Genomic DNA, 25,111 nt, shown 5'->3' on the forward strand with positions numbered 1-25,111 from the left:
TTACACCGGCTGATTAAGGGCGGCTGATTAAAGTTCTGCTCCCGCCAGTCGTTAATGCCGATGCAGCTTTCATAAGCCACCCAATAGGCATCGCCATGTTCAATATCATCTCCATCATCCTGACGATCGTCGCCTTGATCGCCTGGGCCATTCACCGGCAGCAAAAGCGGCACAAAGCCCTGCTTGCGAAGTTCCGCGAACACAACCAACGGCTGGGCACCTCTTTTCCCGAAACCAGCGTCGATAGCGAACTGATCCTGAGCGACAAGAACAAGAAGTTTGTCATCGCGTTCGATCCGCAAACTCAGAAGATCTGCATGGTTTCGGGGGCGAAAGATCCAGGCGAAGTGTTCGAGTTTTCGTATATCCGGCGTTGGCAACTGAAGTGGACGGAGAAGTCCGGCAACAACTCGCTGTCGTTCGAGAATGTCCACTTCGATTTTTCCACCAACGATCTCAAGAGACCCTTGATCCGTATTCCCGTGGTGGGCAAGGGTTATGGCGACACGTGGAACAGCCGGCTTGGAATTTTGCTCGGCGCGTGAATCCCGGCCGTTGATCGCTGCCTCCTGGCCAACGGGCGGCGTATCGGGGACGGCCGCCTAGTCCGTGGCCTGATACGTCCCCGCCAAGGCCCGCGCCGCCTCCTGCATCCGCGGCAGCCATGCCCGAGCGCCGTCGATGGTCAGCCTGGCGACCGGCGCATGCAGCGCCACCGCCGCGATGGCCCGCGTCCCGTGCAGGATGGGCACCGCCATGCAGACGATCCCCAATAAAAATTCTTCCCGGTCGAAGCTGGCGCCTTCTTTCCTGATGACGCGCAGTTCCTCTTCCAGCGCCGCCACGTCGCACAGCGTATTGGGCGTGTAGCGCGGCAGCGCGGCCGCCGCGAGCAGGCGCTGGCGCGTTTCGCGGCGCATGTAGGCCAGGAACAGCTTGCCGCTGGCCGAACAGTGCAGGGGCACGCGCGAACCCGATTGCAGGTTGACGCGCAGGGGCCAGGCGGTTTCCACGCGGTCCAGGTAGATGACCTCGTCGCCGTCGAGCATGGTGCAGTTGCAGGTTTCGCCGATTTCGTCGACCAGGCTGTCCAGGATGCGGTGGCGCTCGCCGCGCAGCGGCGAGTTCAGCAGCGTGTCGCGGGCCAGGGCGCCCAGGCGCGGGCCGCTGACATAACTTTTGCCCACGGGTTCGCGCAGCAGCATGCCGGCGTCGACCAGGCGCGACAGGATGCGCAGCACCGAGGGCTTAGGCAGGCCGGTGGCGTCGGTCAGCTCGGCCAGCGAGACGGGCTGGGCGGAGCGGGCCACCTGTTCCAGCAAGGCCAGCGCGCGCAGCGCGGCGGAGGATTCGTCTTTCATCTTTCAATATTTGAAGATTCGGCGAATGGCTGCCCATCCTCGCACAGAAAATGCAGAAAATGAAACGGCAAGGGGTGGGAACCCGCGGATTTCTGGCGCAGTATCGGATCACACCGGCCAATGAGCAATCGGACGAGCGCCGGCCCGCCAGGAGAGAGACCATGAGCAGCAAGCAACACATGACCCCCAGCGAAGCGTTTGTCGAGACGCTGGTCGCGCAGGGCGTCAAGGATGTTTTCGGCATCGTCGGTTCGGCCTTCATGGACGCGCTGGACCTGTTTCCCGCGGCCGGCATCCGCTTCGTGCCAACGGTGCACGAGCAGGGCGCGGCGCACATGGCCGACGGCTATTCGCGCGTGACCGGCCGGCACGGCGTGTGCATCGCGCAAAACGGCCCCGGCATCACCAATTTCGTGACCGGCGTGGCCGCCGCTTACTGGGCGCACAGCCCGGTCGTGGCGATCACGCCCGAGACGGGCACTTCGGGCATGGGCCTGGGCGGCTTCCAGGAGACCGAGCAACTGCCGATCTTTTCCCGCATCACCAAGTACCAGGCGCACGTGAACCGTCCGGACCGCATCGCGGAATTCACGGCCAAGGCGTTCGACAACGCGATGGCCGAACGCGGCCCCGCGCAGCTCAATATCCCGCGCGATTATTTCTACGGCGAGATCGACGTGGCCATCCCCGAACCGCGCCGCGTGCGCCGCGGCCCGGGGGCGGAAGAGGACCTGGAAGCGGCGGCGCGCATGCTGGCCGAGGCGAAATTCCCGGTCATCGTGGCGGGGGGCGGCGTGCTGTTTTCGGACGGACAGGCCGAATGCGTGGCGCTGGCCGAGCTGCTGGGCGCGCCCGTGGTGACCAGCTACCTGCACAACGACGCTTTCCCGGCCAGCCATCCGCTGTGGTGCGGCCCGTTGGGATACCAGGGCGCCAAAGCTGGCATGAAGCTGCTGTCGCAGGCGGACGTGGTGCTGGCGTTGGGCACGCGGCTGGGGCCTTTTGGCACCTTGCCGCAGCATGGCCTGGAATATTGGCCGCAGAATGCCCGCATCATCCAGGTCGACGCCGACCACCGGATGCTGGGCCTGGTGCGCCCGGTGTCGGTGGGGATCTGCGGCGACGCCAAGCCGGCGGCCGCGGCGTTGACGGCCCGGTTGCAGCAGCGGGACGTGGCCTGCATCCGCACCAAGGACCAGCGCGCGAGCGAGATTTCCGCGCAGAAGTCCGAGTGGGAACAGGAGCTGGACGGCTGGTCGCACGAGCGCGACGACTGGAGCCTGGACATCATCGAGCAGGGCGGCGGCCGCATGCATCCGCGCCGCATGCTGCGCGAGCTGGAACGCGCAATGCCCAAGCACGTGATGGTGTCCACCGACATCGGCAACATCTGCTCGGTGTCCAATAGCTATCTGCGCTTTGATGAGCCCAATTCCATGCTGGCCGCCATGAGCTTCGGCAACTGCGGCTATGCGCTGCCCGCGCTGATCGGCGCCAAGCTGGGCAGGCCCGACCGGCCGGCGGTGGCCTATGTGGGCGATGGCGCATGGTGCATGAGCTTCCAGGAGCTGCTGACCTGCGTGCGCGAACAGATTCCGGTGACCGCGGTGGTGTTCCACAACGGCCAGTGGGGCGCCGAGAAAAAGAACCAGGTCGACTTCTACGGCCGGCGTTTCGTGGGCAGCAATCTGCGCAATCCGAACTTCTCGGAGCTGGCGCGCGCCATGGGCGCCGAGGGCATCCGCGTGGAACACGCCGATCAGGTCGGCGCCGCGCTGCAGGCCGCCTGCCAGGCGCAGCTGGAAGGCAAGACCACCGTGCTGGAAATGATGGTCAGCCAGGAGCTGGGCGACCCGTTCCGCCGCGACGCCCTGAAGCAGCCGGTGCGGTTCCTGGACAAGTACCGCAAGTACGTGAACCAGCCGTTCCAGGCCGGCGAGGTGCCGCTCTCAATCGAGCCGGCCGGACGCTGACCGGCGCGCGCGGCGCGGCCCGGGGCGTGGCATCGGGCGCCGGGTCGCGCCGGTCATCCACCGGGCGCGCGCGCCCGCGGCAGGAGCAAAGACATGGCATTCGACCGTTTGTTCGAGCCGCTGCGCGTCGCCGCGCTGGCGGCGGGGCGCTTGCGCACCGCGGTGGCGTACCCGCTGTGCCCCGTGAGCCTGCGCGCCGCCGCGCAGGCCGGCGAGGCAGGCTATATCGAGCCCGTGCTGGTCGGGCCGGCGGACCGCGTGGCGGCGTTGATGGCGCAGGAAGGCATGCGCCCCGGATCGATGGAGATCGTCGACGCCCCGGACGATGAGCTGCAGACCGCCCGCGCCGCCGCCGCGCTGGCGCGCGACGGCGCCGTCAGCATGCTGATGAAGGGCAGCCTGCACACCGACCATTTCATGGCGGCGGTCGTGACGCGCGAATCGGGCCTGCGCACGGGCCGGCGCATCAGCCATGCCTTCGTGATGGCCGTGGCCGCCTATCCCAAGCTGCTGATCCTGACCGACGCCGCCGTCAACATCGCGCCCTCGCTGCAGGAAAAGGCGGACATCGCGCAGAACGCCATCGACCTGGCCCGCGCGCTGGGCGTGGAGCGGCCCAAAGTGGCCGTGCTGTGCGCCACCGAATCCGTGAACCCCGCCATGCCGGCCACGCTGGATGCGGCGGCCTTGTCCAAGATGGCGGACCGGTTGCAGATCCGCGGCGGCGACATCGACGGGCCGCTGGCCTTCGACAACGCCATCTCGCGCGAGGCGGCGGCCCAGAAGGGCATCGTGTCGCGCGTGGCGGGCGACGCCGACATCCTGCTGGCGCCCGACATCGAGGCCGGCAACATGCTCTACAAGGAACTCACCTGGCTGGCGGGCGCGGGCGCGGCGGGCCTGGTGCTGGGCACGCGTGTGCCGGTGCTGCTGACCAGCCGCTCCGATTCCATGGAGGCGCGCGTCAACAGCTGCGCCGTCGCCGCGCTGTACGCCCGCGCGCTTGCCAGTTGACCGCGAACGGTCCTGGCACCACCAAGTCCGGCGGTTTGGTACTAAGCGCGCATCCAGGGGATGACTACGCTAGTCCGCAAGCCATCCATGAATGGTCCACGCCTATACATCAAAGGGGTAGCACATGCGCAGCGCAAGACTCGGCCTGGCCACGATTCTGTCGGTGTTCGCGATGGCGGGAGGCGCCGCCGCGGCGGATGCGCCCAAGCCGGGCGGCACGCTGGTCATCGGTTCCACCCAGGTGCCGCGGCACCTGAACGGTGCGGTGCAGTCGGGCACCGCCACGGCGCTGCCCAGTTCGCAGCTCTTTGCCAGCCCGCTGCGCTACGACGCGGACTGGAAGCCGCAGCCCTATCTGGCCGAGTCCTGGGAGCTGGCGCCGGACGGCAAGTCGCTGACGCTGCACCTGCGCGGCGACGCGGTGTTCCACGACGGCAAGCCCGTGACGTCCGAGGACGTCGCGTTCTCCATCATGGCGGTCAAGCAGAACCATCCCTTCCAGACGATGTTCGCGCCCGTCGAGCGCGTGGACACGCCGGATGCGCGCACCGCCGTGCTGCGCATGAGCAAGCCCCATCCGGCGATCCTGCTGGCGCTGTCGCCCGCGCTGATGCCGGTGCTGCCCAAGCACATCTACGGCGACGGCCAGGACCTGAAGACGCACCCGAGGAACTCCGCGGACGTGGTGGGCTCGGGGCCGTTCATCTTCAAGGAATTCAAGCCGGGCCAGGAGATCGTGCTGGAACGCTTCGACAAGTTCTTCCTGAAGGGCAAGCCGCTGCTGGACCGCGTGGTGGTCAAGATCAATCCCGATGCGACCAATCTGCTGATCGGCCTGGAGCGGGGCGACATCGGCGCGCTGCCCTTCATGACCGAGCCGACCATCCTGCGGCGCGCCAAGGACAACCCGTCCATCGTCATGACCAGCAAGGGCTATGAAGGCATCGGCGCGCTGAGCTGGCTGGCGTTCAACACGGCGCGCAAGCCGCTGGACGACGTGCGGGTTCGGCAGGCCATTGCCTATGCCACCGACAAGGGCTTCATCACCAAGGCGTTGAACGCGGGGTTTGCCGCGCCGGCCCATGGCCCCATCGTGGGCACCAGCCCGTTCGCCAGCGACGACGTCAAGAAGTATCCGCTGGACCTGAAACGCGCCGGCCAATTGCTGGACGAGGCCGGCTTCAAGAAGGACGACAAGGGCGAGCGCATGACGCTGACGGTGGACTACATGCCGGGCAGCGACGTGCAGGGCAAGAACGTCGCGGAGTACCTGCGCAGCCAGTTGAAGAAGGTGGGCATCAACGTGCAGGTGCGCGCGTCGCCGGACTTCCCGACCTGGGCCAAGCGCATCGCCGGCAAGGATTTCGACATGACCACCGACATCGTCTTCAACTGGGGCGATCCGGTCATCGGCGTGCACCGCACCTACATGTCGTCCAACATCCGCGACATCATCTGGACCAACACGCAGTCGTACAAGAACCCGAAGGTCGACGCCCTGCTGGAACAGGCGGGCACCGAAACCGACCTGGAAAAGCGCCGCGCGCTGTACGCCGAGTTCCAGCGCCTGGTCACCGAGGACGTGCCCATCGACTTCCTGACCGTCATCCCGTACCACACGCTGTCGTCCAAGAAGGTGCACGGCCTGCCCACCGGCATATGGGGCATGCTGTCGCCGCTGGATGAGACCACCGTGCAGTAGCGGGAGCCGTCATGCTGCGATATCTCGCGCGCCGCCTGGCCTACGCCGCGATCCTGCTGCTGGCCGTGGTGACGCTGAATTTCCTGCTCATCCACATTTCGCCGGGCGACCCCGTGGAGACCATCGCGGGGTCCATGGGCGGCATCAGCGAAGACCTGCGCGCCCAGTTGCGCGTGCAGTACGGGTTGGACAAGCCTTTCCTCACGCAGCTCGGCATCTACCTGTCGCAGGTGCTGCGGGGCGACCTGGGCTATTCCTACTTCTTCAATGTGTCCGTCGCCCAACTGATCTGGGACCGCGTGCCCGCCACGCTGCTGCTGGTGGTGACGTCGGTGAGCGCCGCCTTCCTGGTCGGCACGCTGCTGGGCACACTGGCCGCCCGCAAGCCCAACGGCGCGCTGTCGCAGGGCATCACGCTGCTGTCGGTGGTGGGCTATTCCGCGCCGGTGTTCTGGACGGGCATCATCCTCATCATCCTGTTTGCCTCGATGCTGCCGATCTTTCCGGTGTCCGACATGCGATCGGCGGGCGGTCCGCAGGACGGGTGGGCGGGCGTCCTGGACGTGCTGCACCACCTGGTGCTGCCGGCCTTCACCCTGGCGTTCGTCTACCTGGCGCAGTACAGCCGGCTGGCGCGCGCCAGCGTCATGGAGGCGCTGTCGGCCGACTACATCCGCACCGCGCGCGCCAAGGGCCTGCCCGAAAGCACCGTCCTCTACAAGCACGCGCTGCGCAACGGCGTGCTGCCGGTGGTGACCATGCTGGGCCTGCAATTCGGCAACGTGCTGGCCGGGGCGATCCTGGTGGAGACGGTCTTCAACTGGCCGGGGCTGGGACGCCTGGCGTTCGACTCGGTGCTGCGCCGCGACTATCCGACCCTGCTCGGCATCCTGCTCTTTGCCTCGTTGCTGGTCGTGGTGATGAACCAGCTTACCGATCTGGCCTACCGCCTGATCGATCCCCGGATCAAGACATCATGAGACCCGCACCCATTGCCATGCCCGCCGCTGCCCGCAACGACGCCCGGCCCAAGCCGCCGCCCCGGCCGTCCTACGAGGCGCTGCGCGTCTTTGCGCGCAACCCCAGCGCGCTGGCCGGGGTGTTGCTCCTGGCGGCGATCCTGGCGCTGACGATCTTCGGCCCGATGGCGATGCAGGCCGATCCGTTCGAGATTGCCGCGGCGCCCATGGAGCCGCCCGGCGGCGAGATGCTGTTGGGGTCGGACTACCTGGGGCGCGACGTGCTGACCGGCATGATCTACGGCGGGCGCGCGACGCTGCTGGTGGGCGTGGTGGCCGCGGTGCTGTCCATGGCCATCGGCATTACCATCGGCGCGCTGGCGGGCTACTACGGCGGCTGGATCGACGAAACGCTGATGCGCATCACGGAATTCTTCCAGGTGCTGCCCACCTTGCTCTTTGCCATGGTGCTGGTGACGCTGTTCACACCGTCGCTGGCCACCATCGCGGTCGCCATCGGCGTGGTCAGCTGGACGGGCACCGCGCGCCTTGCCCGCGGCGAGTTCCTGCGGCTCAAGCGGCGCGAGTACGTCCTGGCGGAAAGGGTGATCGGCGCCGGGGACGCGCGCATCATCTGGCGCGTGATCCTGCCCAACGCGCTGGCGCCGCTGATCGTGTCGGCCACGCTGGCCATCGGCACCGCGATCCTGTTCGAGGCGGGCCTGTCGTTCCTGGGGCTGGGCGATCCCAACGTGATGAGCTGGGGGCTGATGATCGGCAGCAACCGCCCCTACATCCTGACGGCATGGTGGGCGGTGACCTTGCCCGGCGCGGCCATCTTCCTGACCGTGCTGGCCGTCAGCCTGATCGGCGACGGGCTGAACGACGCCCTCAATCCGAACTCCCGGGGGCGGGCATGAACGCCGTGGATAGGACTCCCGTGCTGGAAGTGGACGGCCTCAGCCTGGCGTTCCACACGCGCGGCCGCGCGGCCGAGGTGCTGAACGACGTGAGCTTCGCGCTGCGGCCGGGCGAAACGCTGTGCCTGGTCGGCGAGTCCGGTTGCGGCAAGAGCATGACGGCGCTGGCCATCATGCGGCTGATTCCGCCGCTGGCGCGGATCGGCGCGGGCCGGGTGCGGCTGCGCGGCGCGGATCTCGCCATGCACGATGACGAGGCGATGCGCCGGGTGCGCGGCAACAACATCTCCATGATCTTCCAGGAGCCCATGACGGCGCTCAATCCGGTGTACACGGTGGGCGACCAGATCGCGGAACCGCTGCGCCTGCACCAGGGGCTGACCCGGCCGCAGGCGCGCGCACGCGCCATCGACATGCTCAAGTCGGTCGGCATTCCGCTGCCGGAGCGGCGCGTGGACGATTACCCGCACCAGCTGTCGGGCGGCATGCGGCAGCGGGTGATGATCGCGATCGCGCTGGCCTGCGACCCGGACGTGCTCATTGCCGACGAGCCGACGACGGCGCTGGACGTGACGGTGCAGGCGCAGATCTTCGACCTGTTGCGTGAACAGCAGGCGCGGCGCGGCACGGCCGTGCTGCTGATCACGCACGACATGGGCGCCGTGTCCGAGATGGCGGATCGCGTGGTGGTCATGTACGGCGGGCGCGTGGTGGAGCAGGGCAGCGTCGGCCAGATCCTGGCGCATCCGCGCCATCCGTACACGCAGGGCCTGATCGCCTGCCTGCCGGAACTGGACCGCGAGCCCGGCGACGAGCGGCCGGACCTGCCCGAGATTCCCGGCGTCGTGCCGTCGGTCTGGGAGCGCGGCCTGGGCTGTCCCTTCGTCGACCGGTGCAACCATGCCATGGCGCGCTGCAGCCGCGAGTTTCCGCCCATGGCCGTGCTGGACGGCGGCCAGGGCGTGTCCTGCTGGCTTTACCCGGAGGCATCGCAATGAGCCAGGCGCAATCATCATCCCTGTTGTCGGTGCGCGACCTGTCGGTGCATTTTCCGGTGGGCGGCCGCGGGCGCGACGGCACGCCGGTGGTCGTGCGGGCCGTGGACGGCGTGTCGTTCGAGCTTGAACGCGGCCGCACGCTGGCCATCGTGGGGGAGTCCGGTTCGGGCAAGACCACCACGGCGCTGTCGGTGCTGCGGCTGGCGGACCCCACGGGCGGCAGTATCCATTTCGACGGCAACGACCTGACCGCGATGCGCGGGTCGGCGCTGCGGCGGATGCGGCGGCGCCTGCAGCTCGTCTTCCAGGACCCTTACTCGTCGCTCAACCCGCGCCAGCGCGCCGAGGAGATCGTGCGCACGCCGCTGGACCTGATGGGCATCGATCCGCCCGGCGGGCGCGAGGCGCGCGTGGCGCTGATGTTCGAGCTGGTGGGACTGCGGCCCGAGCAGCGCCAGTTGTTCCCGCACCAGTTCTCCGGCGGCCAGCGCCAGCGTTTGAACATTGCCCGGGCGCTGGCCAGCGCGCCGGACCTGATCGTCTGCGATGAGCCCGTGTCCGCGCTGGATATCGCCATCCGCGCGCAGATCCTGAACCTGTTGCGCCGGATCCAGCGCGAGCAGGGCCAGTCGTTTCTCTTCATCTCGCACGACATGGCGGTGGTGGAGCATGTGTGCGACGACATCGCGGTCATGTACCTGGGCAAGATCATCGAACGGGCCTCGCGCCGCGCGTTTTTCTCGCGGCCGCTGCATCCGTACAGCGTGGCGCTGATGTCCGCCGTGCCCACCGTCAAGGGCGGCCGCGAAACGGCCGCGCGCCGGGTCAGGCTGTCGGGCGATCCGCCCAGCCCGGTCAACCCGCCGCCGGGCTGCCGCTTCGCCGGCCGCTGCCCGGCCGCGCAGCCGCTGTGCGCCACGCGCGAACCCGAGTTGCGGGAAGTCGCGCCGGCGCATCACGTGGCCTGCCATTTCGTCGAGACGCGGGACGGCGTGACGTTGTCGCCGCTGCAGGGCTGAACCGGCCATGCGAACCGTCCGGCCCGCAGATCGCCCCGCGTCCCGACCCCCAGGTCCCCATACCGCCAAGGAAACCCGATGAATCCGCCCTCCGGCCAGACCACCCTCTACGTCGCACGATCCATCCTCACCATGAACCCCGCGCAGCCGCGCGCGACCCACGTCGCCGTGCGGGACGGGCGCATCCTGGGCGTGGGCAGCCGCGAGGACCTGGCCGGCTGGGGGCCGGCGCGGGTCGACGACCGGTTTGCGGACAGCGTGCTGATGCCGGGACTGGTGGAGGGGCACTGCCACCTGCCCGAAGGCGGGATGTGGAAGTTCGTGTACGTCGGTTATTACGACCGGCGCGGGCCGGACGGCACGCTGTGGCCGGGCCTGAAAAGCTTCACGGAGGTGGCGGGCCGGCTGCGCGAGGCCGAGCGGTCGCTGGCGCCGGGCGAGACGCTGATCGGCTGGGGCTTCGATCCCATCTTCTTCGGCGGCGACCGCATGAGCATCCACCACCTGGATGCCGTTTCGGCCGAACGGCCCGTGGTGGTGATGCACGCCAGCATGCACCTGATGAACGTCAACACGCCCATGCTGGCGCGGGCGGGCATCGACCGCGACACCGACATCGAAGGCGTGGCGCGGCTGGCGGGTGGGCGTCCCAGCGGCGAGCTCTGCGAGTTCGCGGCCATGTTCCCGGTCATGCGGCTGATCGGCAGCCCGTTTCGCACGGTGGGCCTGACCGAAGAGGGCCTGCGGATGTTCGGCAAGGTGGCGCAGTGGGCGGGCGTGACCACCGCCACCGACCTGGTCAACGAGCTGAACGACGACGGGCTGGCGACGCTGGCGCGAGTCACGGCCGAGCCGGACTATCCGGTGCGCATCGTGCCGGCGGCGTCCGCGCTGACCTATGCGGGCGACCCCGCGCGCTGCCTGGAGAAGCTGGCGGCGGCGCGGCGCCTGAACCACGGCAAGCTGCGCCTGGGCATGGTCAAGCTGGTGGTCGACGGATCGATCCAGGGGTTCACGGCCCGGGTGCGCTGGCCCGGTTACTACAACGGCGCGCCCAACGGCATCTGGGTCATCGCGCCCTCGGAGCTGGATGCGATGGTGCAGGCCTATCACGACGCGGGCGCGCAGCTCCACATCCACACCAATGGCGACGAGGCCACGCAGCTTGCCATCGAGGCCGTGGACCGCGCGCTGCAACGCACCCCGCGCCGCGACCACCGCCACACGCTGCAGCACTGCCAGATGGCCGACGCCGCCCAGTTCCGCCGCATGGCCAGCCTGGGCATGTGCGTCAACCTCTTTGCCAACCACATCTATTACTGGGGCGACGCGCACTATGCGCTGACCATGGGGCCGGACCGCGCCAACCGCATGGACGCCTGCGCATCGGCCGCGCGCGCCGGCGTGCCGTACGCCATCCATTCGGACGCGCCCATCACGCCGCTGGGACCGCTCTTCACCGCCTGGTGCGCCGTGAACCGGCAGACGGCCTCGGGCCGCGTGCTGGGCGAATCCGAGCGCATCGGCGTCGACGCGGCGCTGCACGCCATCACGCTGGGCGCCGCCTATACGCTGCACATGGACCATCTGGTCGGATCCATCGAAGTCGGCAAGCATGCGGACTTCTGCGTGCTGCGGGACGATCCCACCGCCGTGGCGCCCAAGGACCTGAAGGACCTGGAGGTGCTGGGCACGGTCATCGGCGGGCATCCGCTGCCGCTGCGGGAAGCGTGAGATGGCGCGCATTCCGCTGACCGTGGTGGGCGGCTTCCTGGGCGCGGGCAAGACCACCTTGCTGAACCATGTGCTGGCGGCCAGTGCGCGGCGCGCGGCGGTGCTGGTCAACGATTTCGGGCCGGTGGACATCGATGCGGGTCTTATCGCGGATCGCGCCGACGACGTGATCCGGCTGGCCAACGGCTGCGTGTGCTGCTCGATGGTGGGCGGGCTGGACGATGCGCTGGCGCGCGTGCTGGCGCTGGAGCCCTTGCCGGAGTGGATCGTCATCGAGGCGAGCGGCGTGTCCGACCCGGGGCGCATCGCGCAGGTCGGCATGGCCGACCCGTTGCTGCAACTGGAAGGCGTGGTGGTGCTGGCGGACGCCGGCGGCATCCGCGACGCGGCGGGCGATCCCCTGCTGGCCGATACCGTGCGGCGGCAACTGCGGGCAGCGGACCTGCTGGTGCTGAACAAGACCGACCTGGCTTCGCCCGCCGACCTGGCGGCGTTGCGTGCCTGGCTGCGCGAGACGAGCGGCGGCGCGCCCGTCGTCGAGACCCACGAGGGGCGGATGGACCTGCGGTATCTGAGCGGCGAGGCCGCGGCGCCGGATGCCGGACACGGCGGCGCGGACCACGTCTGCGATGGGCGGTGCGCGCATGCGGCGCCGCGGCTCGATCCGACCGCGCCGGCGCATCCGTTCCAGGGCTGGTTATGGCGCGCGCCCGCGCTGCTGGATGCCGACGCGCTGGCCGCGCGCCTGCGGCGACTGCCGCGCGACGTGCTGCGCGCCAAGGGTTGGGTCCGCACCGACCGCCACGGCTGGGTGCTGGTGCAACTGGCCGGACGCCGCGTGCGCTTTGACACGCAGGCGCGCAGGCCGGCTGGCGTGCAGGCGCCGTCGCTGGTGCTGATCGGCATGCGCGGGGGAATCGATCTGGATTGCATCGCCGCGTCGCTCGCTCCGGCTGCGATGCCGGAGGCCGGGGTGGCGGCTCCGGAGGCCGCGCACGCGCGCTAGCGCCGGTTTCTGGTGCAAGCGATTCCCCGCGTCTGGTCCTAGTCCCCGGCATGCCCCGCACGTACCTTGAGGGTTCAGCGTGGACGCATCTCGCGCCGCGCCAGAGAAGGAGGGTAGGCAATGCAAAAGACCGTCACCGTGGACATGTTGGCCGAGTTTGCGGCCGCCTGGAACCGGCACGACATCGACGCCCTGATGTCGTTCATGAGCGACGACTGCGTGTTCGAGACCGTGGGCGGACCCGAACAGTACGGCAGCCGCCATTTGGGACCGGACGCGGTGCGCGCGGCGTTTGCCGCGGCCTGGAAGAATTTCCCGGATGCGCAATGGGAGAACGGCCGGCACTGGGTGGCCGGCGATCGCGGCGTGTCCGAATCCACGTTCCGCGGCACGGCGGCGGACGGATCGCGGATCGAGGCTGACATGGTCGATGTCTTCACCTTCAAGGACGGCAGGATCCGCGTGAAAAACGCCTTCCGCAAGCAGCGTCCGGCCTTGCCTGCCCGGACCTAGACGACGCCATGGATACGCAAATGTCGGCCGGCATTCCCCGCCCGGCGCCCGCGCCCGGCGCCGCCCACAACGCATGCAACCCGGCCTACGCGCCGGCCTATGACCCGGCCTACGACCCGCTGGTGTCGCCGCCCGGCCAGGGCCAGGACTACGCGCCCACCTATTGGGTGGCGACGGCCGGCGCGCCGCCCGAGGACGACGGGCCCATCAACGGAGACATCGACGCCGACGTGGTGATCGTCGGCTCGGGCTTTACGGGCCTGTCGGCGGCGCTGACGCTGGCGCGCGACTTCGGCGTGAAGGCCGTGGTGCTGGAGGCGAACCGCGCCGTGTGGGGCTGCACCAGCCGCAACGGCGGCCAGGGCCAGAATGCGTCCGGGCGGCTGTACCGCTCGCAGTGGATCGCGCGCTGGGGCCTGGACACCGCCAAGCGGCTGGATGCGGAGATCCGCGAGGGCTTCGAATACTGGAAGAGCCTGGTGGCGCAGGTGGACTGCGATGCGCAGCCCGGCGGCCATCTGTACACGGCGCATCGCCAGAAGAAAATGGCCTTCCTGGAAAACGAAGCCCGCGTGATGCGCGAGACCTTCGGCTACGACGTGAAAATGCTGACCCGCGCCGAACTGCGGGAACGCTATGTGGATGATCGCGAGGCGGTGGGCGCGATGCACGAGCCGGACGGCGTAGGCGTGCATCCACTCAAGCTCGCCTACGGTTATCTGCGCCAGGCGCGGGCGCTGGGCGTGCGCATCCATCCGTCCAGCCCGGTGCTGGGCTGGCGCATGGAAAACGGCATGGTGCGGCTGCAGACCCCCGCCGGCACGGTGCGCGCGCGGCGCGTGGCGTTCGCCACCGGCGGTTACACCGCGCAGGGCGTGAACCGGCTGCTGGACAACCGGATCATGCCGGTCCTGTCCAACTCCATGGTGACGCGGGTGCTGTCGCCCGCCGAGCGCGAGGCGGCGGGGTTAAAGAGCACGGTGTTCATCACCGACACCCGGACCTTGCGCTTCTATTACCGCCTGCTGCCCGACGGCCGCATGCAGATCGGCAGCCGCAGCGCGCTGCGCGGGGCGGACGCCGAGAACCCGCGTCACCTTGCGCTGCTTCGCGAGGGGCTGGCGCGCAAGTTCCCGGCGCTGCGCGGCGTGGACGTGGCCTATTCGTGGTGGGGCTGGGTGGACGTCAGCCACGACATGATGCCGCGCGTGACGCAGCCGGATCCGGCGCAACAGGTGTATTACGCCTTCGGCTACGGCGGCAACGGCGTCGCGTTCTCGGCCCACGCCGGCCGGCGCCTGGCGCAGCGCATGATGGGCAAGGACGGCATCGCCTGGAACCTGCCGATCTACGACACGCCCTTGCCCGGGCACTTGTTCGCGCCGTTCCGGAGGATCGGGCAGGGACTGCTGTATCGGTGGTATTACCTGCGCGACGAATTGCTGTAGGCGGTGTCTGACACCCTTGTGGCACACCCGCGGCATGAAGACCGTCTCTCGCGGGTGTCAGACACCCGACCCTCGAGCGGCGTCAGGCCCCCGGGCACTCGGCCAGGTCCTGCGCCGCGCGGCGCTGGCCCTCAACCACCTTGGCCAGCCGTGCGATGCCCGGTTCGATATGCTCGGGCCGGATCGACGTGAAGCCCACCCGCAGGAAATTGCGGGGCGCGTTCGCGCCGTCCATGAAGAACACGTCGCCCGGCTCCACCACTACGCCTTCGGCCAGCGCGGCCTCGGACAAGGCCATGGCATCCAGCCATGGCGGGCCTTGCAGCCAGCACGAGGACGAGCCGGTGATGGGCAGGGGCTTGAAATCCGGCAGATGCCGCGCGAGCGCCTGCGCCAGTTCGATGCCGCGCTTTTGGTACGCCTGCGATTGGCGGCGCAGCAGGGCGTGGTGATGCCCCAGCGAAATGAATAGCGAGAACGCGCGCTGGATGTAGGCCGACGGGTGGCGCAGCATCAGGCGGCGCAGCGCGCGCAGTTCGGCCGCCAGTTCGGGCGGCGCGACGATATAGCCGATGCGCAGCCCCGGCGCGAAGGACTTTGCCAGGCTGCCCACGTAGATGACGCGGCCGTCGCGGTCCAGGCTTTTCAGCGCGGGAATCGCGCCTTCGCCCCAGCGACTTTCGCTTTCGAAATCATCCTCGATGACCAGGCTGTCGGCCTGCCGCGCCAGCGCCAGCAGGGCGGCGCGGCGTTCCATGGACAGCGTGACGGTGGTGGGGCACTGGTGCCCCGGCGTCACGAAGAGGTAGTCGCAGCCCAGCAGTTGCGTGCCGGTGCGCAGGCCCTGTTCGTCCACGGGCAGGGGCAGCAGGTGGCGCGTGTGGCTGGCAAAGATGTTGCGCGCGTCCGGGTAGCCCGGATCTTCCATGCCGACCACCGTGTCCTCGTTCACCAGCAGGTCGGCCAGCAGGTAGAGCGCGTGCTGCGCGCCCACGGTGATGACGATTTCTTCGGCATCAGCCCAGACGCCGCGGCGCGGCAGCACCTGCGTGCGGATCTGTTCGATCAGCGCGGGGTCGTCATGCGTGATGAGGTCGGGCGCCCAGCTCCGGATGTCCAGCACCGACAGGGCCTTGATGCAGCATTCGCGCCATTCGGCGGTGGGAAAGAGGTCCTGGTCGAACTGGCCGTAGACGAAGGGGTAGGGCTGCTTCTGCCAGTCACGCGGCTTGGTGATGTTGCGCTGGCGCGAGGGCCGGAAACGCAGGCGCTCGTTCCAGCGCACGCCGCCGGCCTCGCTGGCGTGCGCGGGCGCGGCTTCGGCGGCCGGGCCGGAGTGGCCCTGCATGACGCTGTCGCTGACGAAGTGGCCGCTGCGCTCGCGCGACACCAGATAGCCTTCGCACACGAGTTGCTGGTAGGCGAACACGACGGTGTTGCGCGCGATGCGAAGCTGGTCGGCCAGATAGCGGCTGGAAGGCACCGGCATGCCGGGCGGCAGGTGGCCGCTGAGGATGGCCGACACCAGCATCTGGCGCACGCGCCCCTGCAGGCTGAGGTTGGGCGCGCTGGCTTTTTCGAACAGGCGTTCCCACAACACAGGCTTGAGCATCGAGGCCTGGCTGGACATGGATGGCTCCTTGTGACTGCGGCACGAATGGACGCGCGCTGCCGCGCCCGGTGTTCCTGCCTCAGGATAAAGGAGCCGGATGGGCGAAGGAATGCGGGATTGCCCGGTCAGACGCGCCCCTTCCACGGGATGGCGAAGCGTTCCAGGTAGCGCACCAGCAGATCGAAGGCGAACGCGAAGAGCCCGATCACGATGATGCCCATGATGACGGTGTCGCTGGCCAGGAACTGGGCGGCGTTCAGCACCATGAAGCCCAGGCCCCGGTCCGCCGCGACCATCTCGGCGGCGACCAGCGTGGTCCAGCCCACCCCGATGCCGATGCGCATGCCCGTGAAGATCTCCGGCATGGCGGCCTTCAGGATCACGTGCCAGACGATCTGGCGGCTGGTGCCGCCCATGGCGTAGGCGGCGTGGATCTGTTCGATGGACACCGAGCGCACGCCCGCGCGCGCGGCGATCGCCATGGGCGCGAAGATCGCCAGGTAGATCAGCAGGATCTTCGGGAACTCGCCGATGCCGAACCAGATGATGATGAGCGGCAGATAGGCCAGCGGCGGCAGCGGGCGGTAGAACTCGATCGGCGGGTCGAAGACGCCGCGGGCGTACCGGTTCACGCCCATCAGGATGCCGACGGGGATGGCGGTGGCGCAGGCCAGGAAGAACGCGCCGAACACGCGGCCCAGGCTGGCGAGCGCGTGCTCGGTCAGCGTGGAGTTGGCCACGCCCTCGGTCATGGCGAAGACGAACTTGTCGTACACGGCGATGGGCGAGGGCAGGAACAGCGGCCGCACCCAGCCGGCGCTGGTGACCAGGAACCACAGCGCGATCAGCGCCAGGCTGGTGAGCAGACTGATGTGGCCGCTATAGCCCGCGCCCGGCGCCCCGTAGACCTTGCCGGGCGCCGCGGGCGTGTGGCCGGGGCGGCGCTCAGGCATGGAGGGCGTGCGGGGCGGCGGCGCGCTCGTCCCCGTAGATGATGCCGAGGACTTGTTCGCGCATGGCGATGAAGTCGGGACTGGATTTGATGCCACGGCCATCGCGGGTCTCCAGGTAGCGCCGGTTGAAGGCCGGCTCGAACGTGTGCGTGATCCGGCCCGGGCGCGGCGACATGACGATCAGCCGGGAACCCAGGAAGAGGGCTTCTTCCACGCTGTGGGTGATGAAGAAAAACATCTTGTCGGTCTGCCGCCAGATGTCCAGCAGCAACTCCTGGATGGTTTCCCGGGTCAGCGCGTCCAGCGCGGCCATGGGCTCGTCCATCAGCAGCATGGCCGGGTCGCAGGTCAGCGCGCGCGCGATCCCCACGCGCTGCTGCATGCCGCCCGACAACTGGTAGATCATGTGGCGGTGAAAGTCCTGCAGGCCCACCAGCTCCAGGTTGCGGCGGGCGCGGGCGCGGCGCGTCGCCTTGTCCACGCCTTGCAGCTTGAGCCCGAATTCCGTATTCTCCAGCACGTTCAGCCAGGGCAGCAGCGCATGCTTCTGGAACACGACGCCCCGGTCCGCGCCCGGACCGACGATGGGCTTGCCGCCCAGCGTGATCTCGCCTTCGGTGGGGGACAGAAAGCCGGCCAGCAGGCTGAGCAGCGTGGTCTTGCCGCAGCCCGACGCGCCCAGCGCGACGACGAACTCGCCCGGCTGGATGGTCAGGTTGACGCCTTGCAGCGCGATGACCGGGCCGCTGTCGTGCAGGCCGGGATAGGTGACACCGACGCCTTGCGCGCACAGGCGCTGCGCGGCGGTTGTGGACTGCATGGTCATGCCGTTCCCCCTGATCTGTGAGACGCCGTCCGCGGCAGGACAGGCGGCGCCGGGCTGGCGCCGGGGTGGCGCCAGCCCGGGCCGCCGCAAGCGCGTGGCCCTACTTGCCGGCGGCCGCTTTTGCGTACTGGTCGGTGACGAAGGGGCTGTAGTCGTCCAGCGCCTTGTCGATCTGCTTCTGGTCCTTCAGGAATTTGGCGCTGGCCGCGAAGGCGCGCGCGGCGCCCGATTCCTTGCCGCCGCCCAGCCAGGTCGTGGAGGCCTGTTCCTCCACGGTCGGGAAGACCAGCAGGCCCAGCGCCTCGACGATGTCTTCCGGCTTGCCGCCGATCAGCTTCACGATGCCCTTGACCTGCGGGGAATCCGCCGTCCACTTGGCGCCATTGGCGCGATAGTCAGCATAGGACTTGGCCAGCACGCCGGTAAAGGCGGCCATGAACTTCGGGTGTTTCTGCGCCCAGGCCTTGTCGACCACGATGCCGTCGAACGTGGGCACGCTGGCGGCGCCGATCTGCTCGGAGTCGGCGATGATCTTGCCGGTCTTGGCGATCTCGGTCAGGGCGGGCGGCCAGACGTAGGCGGCGTCGATGTCGCCGCGCGTCCAGGCGGCCACGATCTGCGGCGGCTGCATGTTCAGGATGCGCACGTCGCGGGGCGGCACCTTCCAGACCTGCTCCAGCCCGACCAGCAGGTGAAAGTGCGAGGTGGACACGAAGGGCGTGGCGACGCGCTTGCCCTTCAGGTCGGCGGTGCTGTTGATGCCGGACCCGTTGCGCGCCACCAGCGCCTCGGATTTGCCGATGTTGTCCAGGATCCAGAAAAGCTGCATGTCCACGCCGCGCGTCGCGCCGGACGTGATGCCGGTCGAGCCCAGCACGCCGACCGGCACGTTGCCGGAGGCGAGGGCGGTGGAGATGTCGCCGCCGGAGGTGAACTGGCGCCAGTCCACCTGGTAGCCGGCCTCTTTGACCGCCTTGTCGAAACTGCCATCCGCGATCGCGGACAGGAAAGGCCCTACGATGAGCTGGTAGCCGACCACGAGCTTGGTCTGCGCATAAGCTGGCGCGGCGGTCAGCGCGGCGGCCAGGCCGGCCAGGGTGCAGCGGCGTATCAGGCGGTATATCGCGTTCATGGAGATCTCCGGGAGAGAACGGCCGCGCCCCGGCGCGACCGGCTTGCTGGTTCCAGTGTGCCCGGATGGGACCAGAACGCTAGGGCCAGATGTCCGGATCAGTAGGAGCCAAACGCGCAGGCCTTAATCAAGCCTAAAACGCAGGAGCCCAAAACGGCCGGGCCCGCCTGCCGCGCCGGCGGCGCCGGAAACGGCATCGTCGTCGCAGCGGGCGGGCCCGCGATATGCGCCAAAAGGATGAGGGACGGTGTCAGACACCGATACCGATCAGCGGATCAGGCTGAGGAATTCGGCGCGGGTGGAGGGGTTGTCGTGGAATTCGCCCAGCATCACCGAGGTGACCATGGAGGAATTCTGCTTTTCGACGCCGCGCATCATCATGCACATGTGCTGCGCTTCGATGACCACCGCCACGCCGGCCGCGCCGGTGACGCTTTGGATCGCCTCGGCGACCTGGCGGCTGAGGTTCTCCTGGATCTGCAGGCGGCGGGCGTACATCTCGACGATGCGGGCCACCTTGGACAGGCCCAGCACCTTGCCGGCCGGCAGATAGGCGACGTGCGCCTTGCCGATGAAGGGCAGCATGTGGTGCTCGCACAGCGAGTACAGCTCGATGTTCTTGACCAGCACGATCTCGCGCGTGTCGGACGTGAACAGGGCGCCGTTGACGATTTCGTCCAGGTCCTGGCCGTAGCCGCGGCACAGGTGGCGCATGGCCTTGGCGGCGCGCGCGGGCGTATCGGCCAGCCCTTCGCGGGACGGATCTTCCCCTAGTGCTTCAAGAATGGCGGTGTAATGCTTTTCCAATGACATGGGGAACTCCTGGCTGCGCGCGCCCTTTGGCGCGGGTGATGCGTATTGTGGCGAGTGGTGATGCGTCGGTGAACGCAAGTCTACCTCAGCGGGGCAGGCAGGCTGCGGGCGGTCCGGCGGCATGTGGGGGTATTGCCGGCATTCAGACCCCCCGGTTTTCGACTGCGTACTTGATGAGTTCGGCCTGGCCGTCGATGCCCAGCTTGCGCTTGATATTCAGGCGGTGCGTTTCCACCGTACGCACCGACAATCCCAGCAAATGGGCGATCTGCTTGTTGGCGTGGCCGTCGGCAATGTGGCGCAGCACGTCGCGTTCGCGGTGGGTCAGCAGGGTCGCCAGGGCGCTGGCCTGCGACAGCCGGACCGCCGCCGCCGCGCTGAAGTAGCTGCGGCCGGCCATGACCGCCTCGATGGCGGTGATGATTTCCTGCGCCGGTTCATCCTTGAGCAGGTAGCCGCGCGCGCCGGCCTTCACGGCCTGCACCATGTATTCCGGATTGTCGTGCATGGACAGCACCAGGACGGCGATCTGGGGATAGCGCTCATGCAGCAGCTCGGTCAGCTCGAGCCCGCCCACCCCCGGCATGTTCAGGTCCATGAGCGCCAGGTGCGGCAGCGTGCCGCCCAGCGGATCCTCGGCCAGGCAGCCAGCCAGGAAGGCCTGGGCCCCGGCGGCGTTGCCGGCTTCGCCCACGACCCGCAACTGCGGCACCGTTTCCAGGCGCAGGCGCAGGCCGTCGCGCACCAGGGGGTGATCATCGATCAGCAGGAGGCGGACGGTGTCGGGCAGGTCGGTCATGCTTGGGGATTCGCAAGAGGGGCGCCGGCGGGCGGCAGCGGTAGCCACGCCTGCAAGGTCGTGCCTTGGGCGGTGGAATGGAAGGTCAAGGTGCCGGCCAGCGCGTTCATGCGTTCGCGCATGTTGCGCAGGCCGATGCCGCGGTGGGGGTCCTGCTGCACCTCGGCGTCGTCGAAGCCGCGGCCGTCGTCGCTGATGGTCAGGCGCAGATCGCGCGCGGAATAGGCCAGCGTCAGGTCGGCGCGGGTCGCGCCGGCGTGGCGCAGGACGTTGGTCAGCGCCTCCTGGGTCACGCGGAACAGCGCGGTGGCGTAGGCATCGGGCAGCTTGACGGGCTGCCCCGTGGTGCGCAGCGCCACCGCCAGCGGCGGCGCGCCGTCCTCGGCGCGGATGGCGAATTCCCGGCCCAGGTGTTCCAGCGCGGCGGGCAGGCCCAGGTCGTCCAGCAGAGTGGGACGCAGGTTGTGCGAAATGCGCCGGACCTCGCCCACCGCCGTGTTCAGGCGGTCCAGGGCGCCGCCCAGCGGCATGTCGATGTGCGCGAGCGTGCGCGGATTGTCCGAATGCGCCTGGCGCAACCGTTCGCGCGCGGCCTCGAGCGATAGCTTGACGGACACCAGCACCTGGCTGATCCCGTCATGCAATTCGCGCGACAGGCGGGCGCGCTCGTCTTCCTGCGAACGCACCACCTGCCGGGCCATCAGGCGCAGCTTGGCGTCGGACTGGCGGTGGTCGCTGATATTGAGGGCCAGGCCGCAGGCCGCCACGCCCAGGATCGACACGGCGGCGATGCCCGCCACCCAGGCGAACATGTCGCGGATGTTGGCCTGCGCCGCGGCGTCGATGCGCACCAGGGCCTGCTCCACGTCGTCCAGGTAAATGCCGGTGCCCAGCATCCAGCCCCAGCGCTCCAGCACCACCACATAGCCCAGCTTCTCGACGGTGCGGTGGGTGGAGGGCTTTTCCCACAGGTAATGCACCACTTCGCCCTGCTGGCCGCCGCGCCGCGCGGCCGTCAGCAGATTCTGGATGACCGCCTGGCCCTTCGTGTCGCGCAGATTCCAGAGGTCCTGGCCGACCAGTTCCGGCTGGCGCGGATGCATCAGGTTGCGGCCGTGCAGGTCGTAGACGAAGAAATAGCCGTCGTGGCCGAACTCCATCTGCGCCAGCAGGTCCAGCGCCCGCTGGCGGGTGGCCTCATCGTCGCCCGACGCCTGCAGGGGCGCGATGGCGCTGTAGGCCAGGTTCACGTAGTGGCGCAGCTCGCCTTCCTTGCTGGCCAGCCAGGCGGTTTCCACCACCTGCTTTTCGCGCTGCGCAAGCTGCAGTCCCTGCACGTACACAGCGACCGTGATGGCGGCGACGGCCGCCAGCAGGGGGACCGCCGCGAGCAGCAGGATTTTGAGGCGCAGCTTCATAAGGATTTGTATCAGCGCGGGCTGGGATTGCTGCGGCGCGTCAGGGACGGAGCGCCGGGAGGAAACGCGGAAATTCCCGTGGGATTTTACGTTTTCCACGAAATTTTGCTGCGCCGCACGGCGTAGTAACACGTAGCCGGCTTGCGTAGTTCCGCGCTTGTTGGGGTGGCGCCGCGGCGGAATACTGGCGCCCGCGTCGACGGGACGCAGTGCGGACGTGCGCGTCCGCCACCCCACAACAATGAGTCTGCCTTCCGCGGGACGAAAAAAGCGTTTCACGCCAAGAGCATGGCGGGAGGCAAGAGGAGCACTTATGCATACCAGCAGTAAGGGACTGGGTCAGCACCTGGTCTGGCTGGCGGTTGCGGTACTGGGCGCGTTCGCGCTGGGCACCGTGGCGCTGGCCAGAGGGGAGACCATCAATGCGCTATGGGTGGTGATCGCCGCCGTCTGCGTCTATCTCATCGCCTACCGCTACTACAGCCGGTTCATCGCGCGCAAGGTCTTCCAGCTCGACCCCACGCGCATGACGCCGGCCTGGAAGTACAACGACGGCCTGGACTACGTGCCCACCAACAAGCACGTGCTGTTCGGCCACCATTTCGCCGCCATCGCCGGCGCCGGTCCGCTTGTCGGCCCGGTGCTGGCCGCGCAGATGGGCTATCTGCCGGGCATGCTGTGGATCCTGGCCGGCGTGGTGTTCGCCGGCGCCGTGCAGGATTTCACCATCCTCTTCATCTCCACCCGCCGCGACGGCCGCTCGCTGGGCGACCTGGTCAAGTCGGAACTGGGCAAGATCCCGGGCGTGATCGCGCTGTTCGGCGCGTTCATGATCATGGTCATCATCCTGGCCGTGCTGGCGCTGATCGTCGTGAAGGCGCTGACGCATTCGCCGTGGGGCACCTTCACGGTGGCCGCCACCATTCCCATTGCGCTCTTCATGGGCGTGTACCTGCGCTACATCCGTCCGGGCAAGATCGGCGAAGTGTCCGTCATCGGCTTCCTGGGCCTGATGGCGGCCATCACCTTCGGCCAGGACGTGGCCGCGCACCCGGTCATCGGCCCGATGTTCGACTTCGACGGCAAGGGCCTGACCTGGATCCTGATCGTCTACGGCTTCATCGCCTCCGTGCTGCCCGTGTGGCTGCTGCTGGCCCCGCGCGACTACCTGTCGACCTTCCTGAAGATCGGCACCATCGTGGGTCTGGCGATCGGCATCGTGGTCGTGGCGCCCGAGCTGAAGATGCCCGCGCTGACGCAATTCGTCGACGGCTCCGGGCCGGTGTGGTCGGGCAACCTGTTCCCGTTCCTCTTCATCACCATCGCCTGCGGCGCGGTGTCGGGCTTTCACGCGTTGATCTCGTCGGGCACCACGCCCAAGCTGATCGAGAACGAAACCCAGGCCCGCTACATCGGTTACGGCGGCATGCTGATGGAATCGTTCGTCGCCATCATGGCGCTGGTGGCCGCCTGCGTCATCGAGCCCGGCATCTACTACGCCATGAACAGCCCGGCCGCCGTGATCGGCACCACGCCGGACCAGGTGGCCCAGGTAGTGTCGAGCTGGGGCTTTGTCATCACCCCGGCGGAACTGGTCCAGACCGCCAAGGACGTGGGCGAAAGCACCATCATCTCGCGCGCCGGCGGCGCGCCGACGCTGGCCGTGGGCATGGCCCACATCCTGCACCAGGCGATGGGCGGCCCGGGCATGATGGCTTTCTGGTACCACTTCGCCATCCTGTTCGAGGCGCTCTTCATCCTGACCGCCGTCGACGCCGGCACCCGCGCGGGCCGCTTCATGCTGCAGGATCTGCTGGGCACCTTCGCCCCGTCGCTCAAGCGCACGGACTCGCTGCCCGCCAACCTGATCGCCACCGGCCTGTGCGTGGCGGCGTGGGGCTACTTCCTGTATCAGGGCGTGGTCGATCCGCTGGGCGGCATCAACACGCTGTGGCCGCTCTTTGGCATCGCCAACCAGATGCTGGCCGCGATTGCGCTGACGCTGGGCACGGTGGTCCTGTTCAAGATGAAGCGCGACCGCTACGCGTGGGTGACGGTACTGCCGACCCTGTGGCTGCTGGCGTGCACGCTGACCGCCGGCCTGCAGAAGCTGTTCCATTCGGACCCGCGCGTGAGCTTCCTGGCCCACGCGGACAAGTACAACGCGGCGATCGCCGAAGGCAAGGTGCTGGCGCCCGCCAAATCCCTGGGCGAGATGTCGCGTGTCGTGATGAACGACTACATCAACGCCGGCCTGTGCGCGATCTTCATCTTTGTGGTTGTCAGCATCGTGGTGTTCGGCTTGAAGTCCGTGCAACGCGCCCGCGACGAAAACAAGCCGACGTCCCGCGAGACGCCCTACGAGTCCCTGCCCGCAGCCGCCGCTGCAGGCGCCGACTGATCGTCCACCAGGAGAGGCCGCATGCTGTTCAGCAACATGACTTCGGCAGCCGGCGCCGCCGGCCGGTACCTGGGGCAGACGCTCCGGTTGATGGTCGGCGTGCCGGACTACGAGACGTATGTGGAACACATGCGGCGCACGCATCCTGACCAGGAGCCGATGAGCTACGAGGATTTCTTCCGGGAGCGCCAGGAGGCGCGGTACGGGGGGAAGAAACGGATCGGGTGCTGCTGATTGATGTTGAAGGCCTTGCTGGTGCGAGGCCTTTTTTTTGGTTGTTGGAGTTCTTCGTAGGTCTGCTTGTTTGGGGCCGATGCATCAGATCTTCGTAGGTCGCCCGACGCCGCGGTCGCCGGGGCCGCGAGCGCCCACGATTGCGGTCCGGAGCCTTCGCTCCGGACTGCCCCGTCGTCATCTTCGTCCAGGCCTTCGGCCTTCCCTTCAGATTCCCTCGGGCGCATCGACGGCGCTCGCGTCCCCGGCGACCGCGACGCCGTGCTGCGCGTGTCT

Annotated in this window: 22 protein-coding genes; 14 read left to right on the top strand and 8 right to left on the bottom strand. The window is 68.3% G+C overall.

The window, feature by feature from the left end:
• The first annotated feature begins 95 nt into the window (after positions 1-95).
• Entirely contained in the window at positions 96-545 is a 450-nt protein-coding gene (locus BMW75_RS25300; protein ID WP_092582341.1) for a hypothetical protein, read from the top strand.
• Between the two features lie 57 nt (positions 546-602).
• Here BMW75_RS25300 and BMW75_RS25305 read toward each other — a convergent pair whose 3' ends face one another.
• Positions 603-1,361 carry an IclR family transcriptional regulator gene (locus tag BMW75_RS25305; RefSeq protein ID WP_092582342.1) on the bottom strand — a complete coding sequence of 253 codons (759 nt, stop codon included), beginning with the start codon at positions 1,359-1,361 and terminating at the stop codon, positions 603-605.
• 161 nt (positions 1,362-1,522) lie between these two features.
• Between BMW75_RS25305 and xsc the strand changes: the two genes are divergently transcribed.
• The 11 genes from xsc (at position 1,523) to BMW75_RS25360 (ending at position 14,647) form a co-directional block, all read left to right on the top strand.
• Entirely contained in the window at positions 1,523-3,334 is a 1,812-nt protein-coding gene (gene xsc, locus BMW75_RS25310) for a sulfoacetaldehyde acetyltransferase (protein ID WP_092582343.1), read from the top strand.
• A gap of 93 nt (positions 3,335-3,427) precedes the next feature.
• Entirely contained in the window at positions 3,428-4,348 is a 921-nt protein-coding gene (locus tag BMW75_RS25315; RefSeq protein ID WP_092582344.1) for a bifunctional enoyl-CoA hydratase/phosphate acetyltransferase, read from the top strand.
• 124 nt (positions 4,349-4,472) lie between these two features.
• Complete coding sequence (locus BMW75_RS25320) at positions 4,473-6,050, top strand: ABC transporter substrate-binding protein (RefSeq protein WP_092582345.1); 1,578 nt, start codon at positions 4,473-4,475, stop codon at positions 6,048-6,050.
• Between the two features lie 11 nt (positions 6,051-6,061).
• Complete coding sequence (locus tag BMW75_RS25325; protein WP_092582346.1) at positions 6,062-7,030, top strand: ABC transporter permease; 969 nt, start codon at positions 6,062-6,064, stop codon at positions 7,028-7,030.
• Positions 7,027-7,929: an ABC transporter permease gene (locus tag BMW75_RS25330; RefSeq protein ID WP_371467615.1), complete on the top strand. Its 903-nt coding sequence runs from the start codon at positions 7,027-7,029 to the stop codon at positions 7,927-7,929. Before BMW75_RS25325 ends, BMW75_RS25330 begins: the two co-directional genes overlap by 4 nt.
• Positions 7,926-8,927 (top strand): ABC transporter ATP-binding protein, encoded by a 1,002-nt coding sequence (locus tag BMW75_RS25335; protein WP_175493264.1) that lies wholly within the window; start codon positions 7,926-7,928, stop codon positions 8,925-8,927. Before BMW75_RS25330 ends, BMW75_RS25335 begins: the two co-directional genes overlap by 4 nt.
• The gene (locus tag BMW75_RS25340) at positions 8,924-9,946 is read left to right on the top strand and encodes an ABC transporter ATP-binding protein (RefSeq protein WP_092582348.1); all 1,023 of its coding nucleotides are present in this window, start codon (positions 8,924-8,926) and stop codon (positions 9,944-9,946) included. The genes BMW75_RS25335 and BMW75_RS25340 overlap by 4 nt, the downstream gene beginning before the upstream one ends.
• A 78-nt stretch (positions 9,947-10,024) precedes the next feature.
• Positions 10,025-11,680: an amidohydrolase gene (locus tag BMW75_RS25345; protein WP_092582349.1), complete on the top strand. Its 1,656-nt coding sequence runs from the start codon at positions 10,025-10,027 to the stop codon at positions 11,678-11,680.
• A 1-nt stretch (position 11,681) separates the two neighbouring features.
• Complete coding sequence (locus tag BMW75_RS25350) at positions 11,682-12,686, top strand: CobW family GTP-binding protein (RefSeq protein WP_092582350.1); 1,005 nt, start codon at positions 11,682-11,684, stop codon at positions 12,684-12,686.
• Between the two features lie 120 nt (positions 12,687-12,806).
• Entirely contained in the window at positions 12,807-13,199 is a 393-nt protein-coding gene (locus BMW75_RS25355) for a nuclear transport factor 2 family protein (protein ID WP_092582351.1), read from the top strand.
• Between the two features lie 8 nt (positions 13,200-13,207).
• Complete coding sequence (locus BMW75_RS25360; protein WP_371467618.1) at positions 13,208-14,647, top strand: NAD(P)/FAD-dependent oxidoreductase; 1,440 nt, start codon at positions 13,208-13,210, stop codon at positions 14,645-14,647.
• Between the two features lie 82 nt (positions 14,648-14,729).
• On the opposite strand, the gene BMW75_RS25365 is transcribed toward BMW75_RS25360, so the two are convergent.
• The 7 genes from BMW75_RS25365 to BMW75_RS25395 all read right to left on the bottom strand — a co-directional run bounded on the left by BMW75_RS25365 (position 14,730) and on the right by BMW75_RS25395 (position 22,200).
• Positions 14,730-16,277, bottom strand: a complete 1,548-nt coding sequence (locus BMW75_RS25365) for a MocR-like pyridoxine biosynthesis transcription factor PdxR (protein ID WP_092582353.1) — start codon at positions 16,275-16,277, stop codon at positions 14,730-14,732.
• Positions 16,278-16,384: 107 nt separating this feature from the next.
• Entirely contained in the window at positions 16,385-17,212 is an 828-nt protein-coding gene (locus tag BMW75_RS25370; RefSeq protein ID WP_092582354.1) for an ABC transporter permease subunit, read from the bottom strand.
• Positions 17,205-18,038 (bottom strand): taurine ABC transporter ATP-binding protein, encoded by an 834-nt coding sequence (locus BMW75_RS25375; protein WP_092582355.1) that lies wholly within the window; start codon positions 18,036-18,038, stop codon positions 17,205-17,207. The genes BMW75_RS25370 and BMW75_RS25375 overlap by 8 nt, the downstream gene beginning before the upstream one ends.
• A gap of 100 nt (positions 18,039-18,138) precedes the next feature.
• A complete protein-coding gene (gene tauA, locus BMW75_RS25380; RefSeq protein ID WP_092582356.1) occupies positions 18,139-19,170 on the bottom strand; it encodes a taurine ABC transporter substrate-binding protein in 1,032 nt (343 codons plus the stop codon).
• A 267-nt stretch (positions 19,171-19,437) separates the two neighbouring features.
• The gene (gene folE, locus BMW75_RS25385; protein WP_076521233.1) at positions 19,438-19,983 is read right to left on the bottom strand and encodes a GTP cyclohydrolase I FolE; all 546 of its coding nucleotides are present in this window, start codon (positions 19,981-19,983) and stop codon (positions 19,438-19,440) included.
• 142 nt (positions 19,984-20,125) lie between these two features.
• Positions 20,126-20,782, bottom strand: coding sequence for a response regulator (locus BMW75_RS25390; protein WP_092582357.1), 657 nt, complete (start codon positions 20,780-20,782; stop codon positions 20,126-20,128).
• On the bottom strand, positions 20,779-22,200 hold the full coding sequence (locus tag BMW75_RS25395) for a cache domain-containing protein (protein WP_092582358.1): 1,422 nt from the start codon (positions 22,198-22,200) through the stop codon (positions 20,779-20,781). The genes BMW75_RS25390 and BMW75_RS25395 overlap by 4 nt, the downstream gene beginning before the upstream one ends.
• 313 nt (positions 22,201-22,513) lie before the next feature.
• Here BMW75_RS25395 and BMW75_RS25400 point away from each other — a divergent pair, with 313 nt between their 5' ends.
• Both BMW75_RS25400 and BMW75_RS25405 read left to right on the top strand, forming a co-directional pair.
• Positions 22,514-24,601, top strand: a complete 2,088-nt coding sequence (locus BMW75_RS25400) for a carbon starvation CstA family protein (protein WP_092582359.1) — start codon at positions 22,514-22,516, stop codon at positions 24,599-24,601.
• 21 nt (positions 24,602-24,622) lie between these two features.
• The gene (locus BMW75_RS25405) at positions 24,623-24,835 is read left to right on the top strand and encodes a YbdD/YjiX family protein (protein ID WP_085945451.1); all 213 of its coding nucleotides are present in this window, start codon (positions 24,623-24,625) and stop codon (positions 24,833-24,835) included.
• The last annotated feature ends 276 nt before the right edge of the window (positions 24,836-25,111 follow it).

The organism is Achromobacter sp. NFACC18-2, assembly GCF_900108985.1.
Taxonomy (GTDB): Bacteria; Pseudomonadota; Gammaproteobacteria; order Burkholderiales; family Burkholderiaceae_B; genus Achromobacter.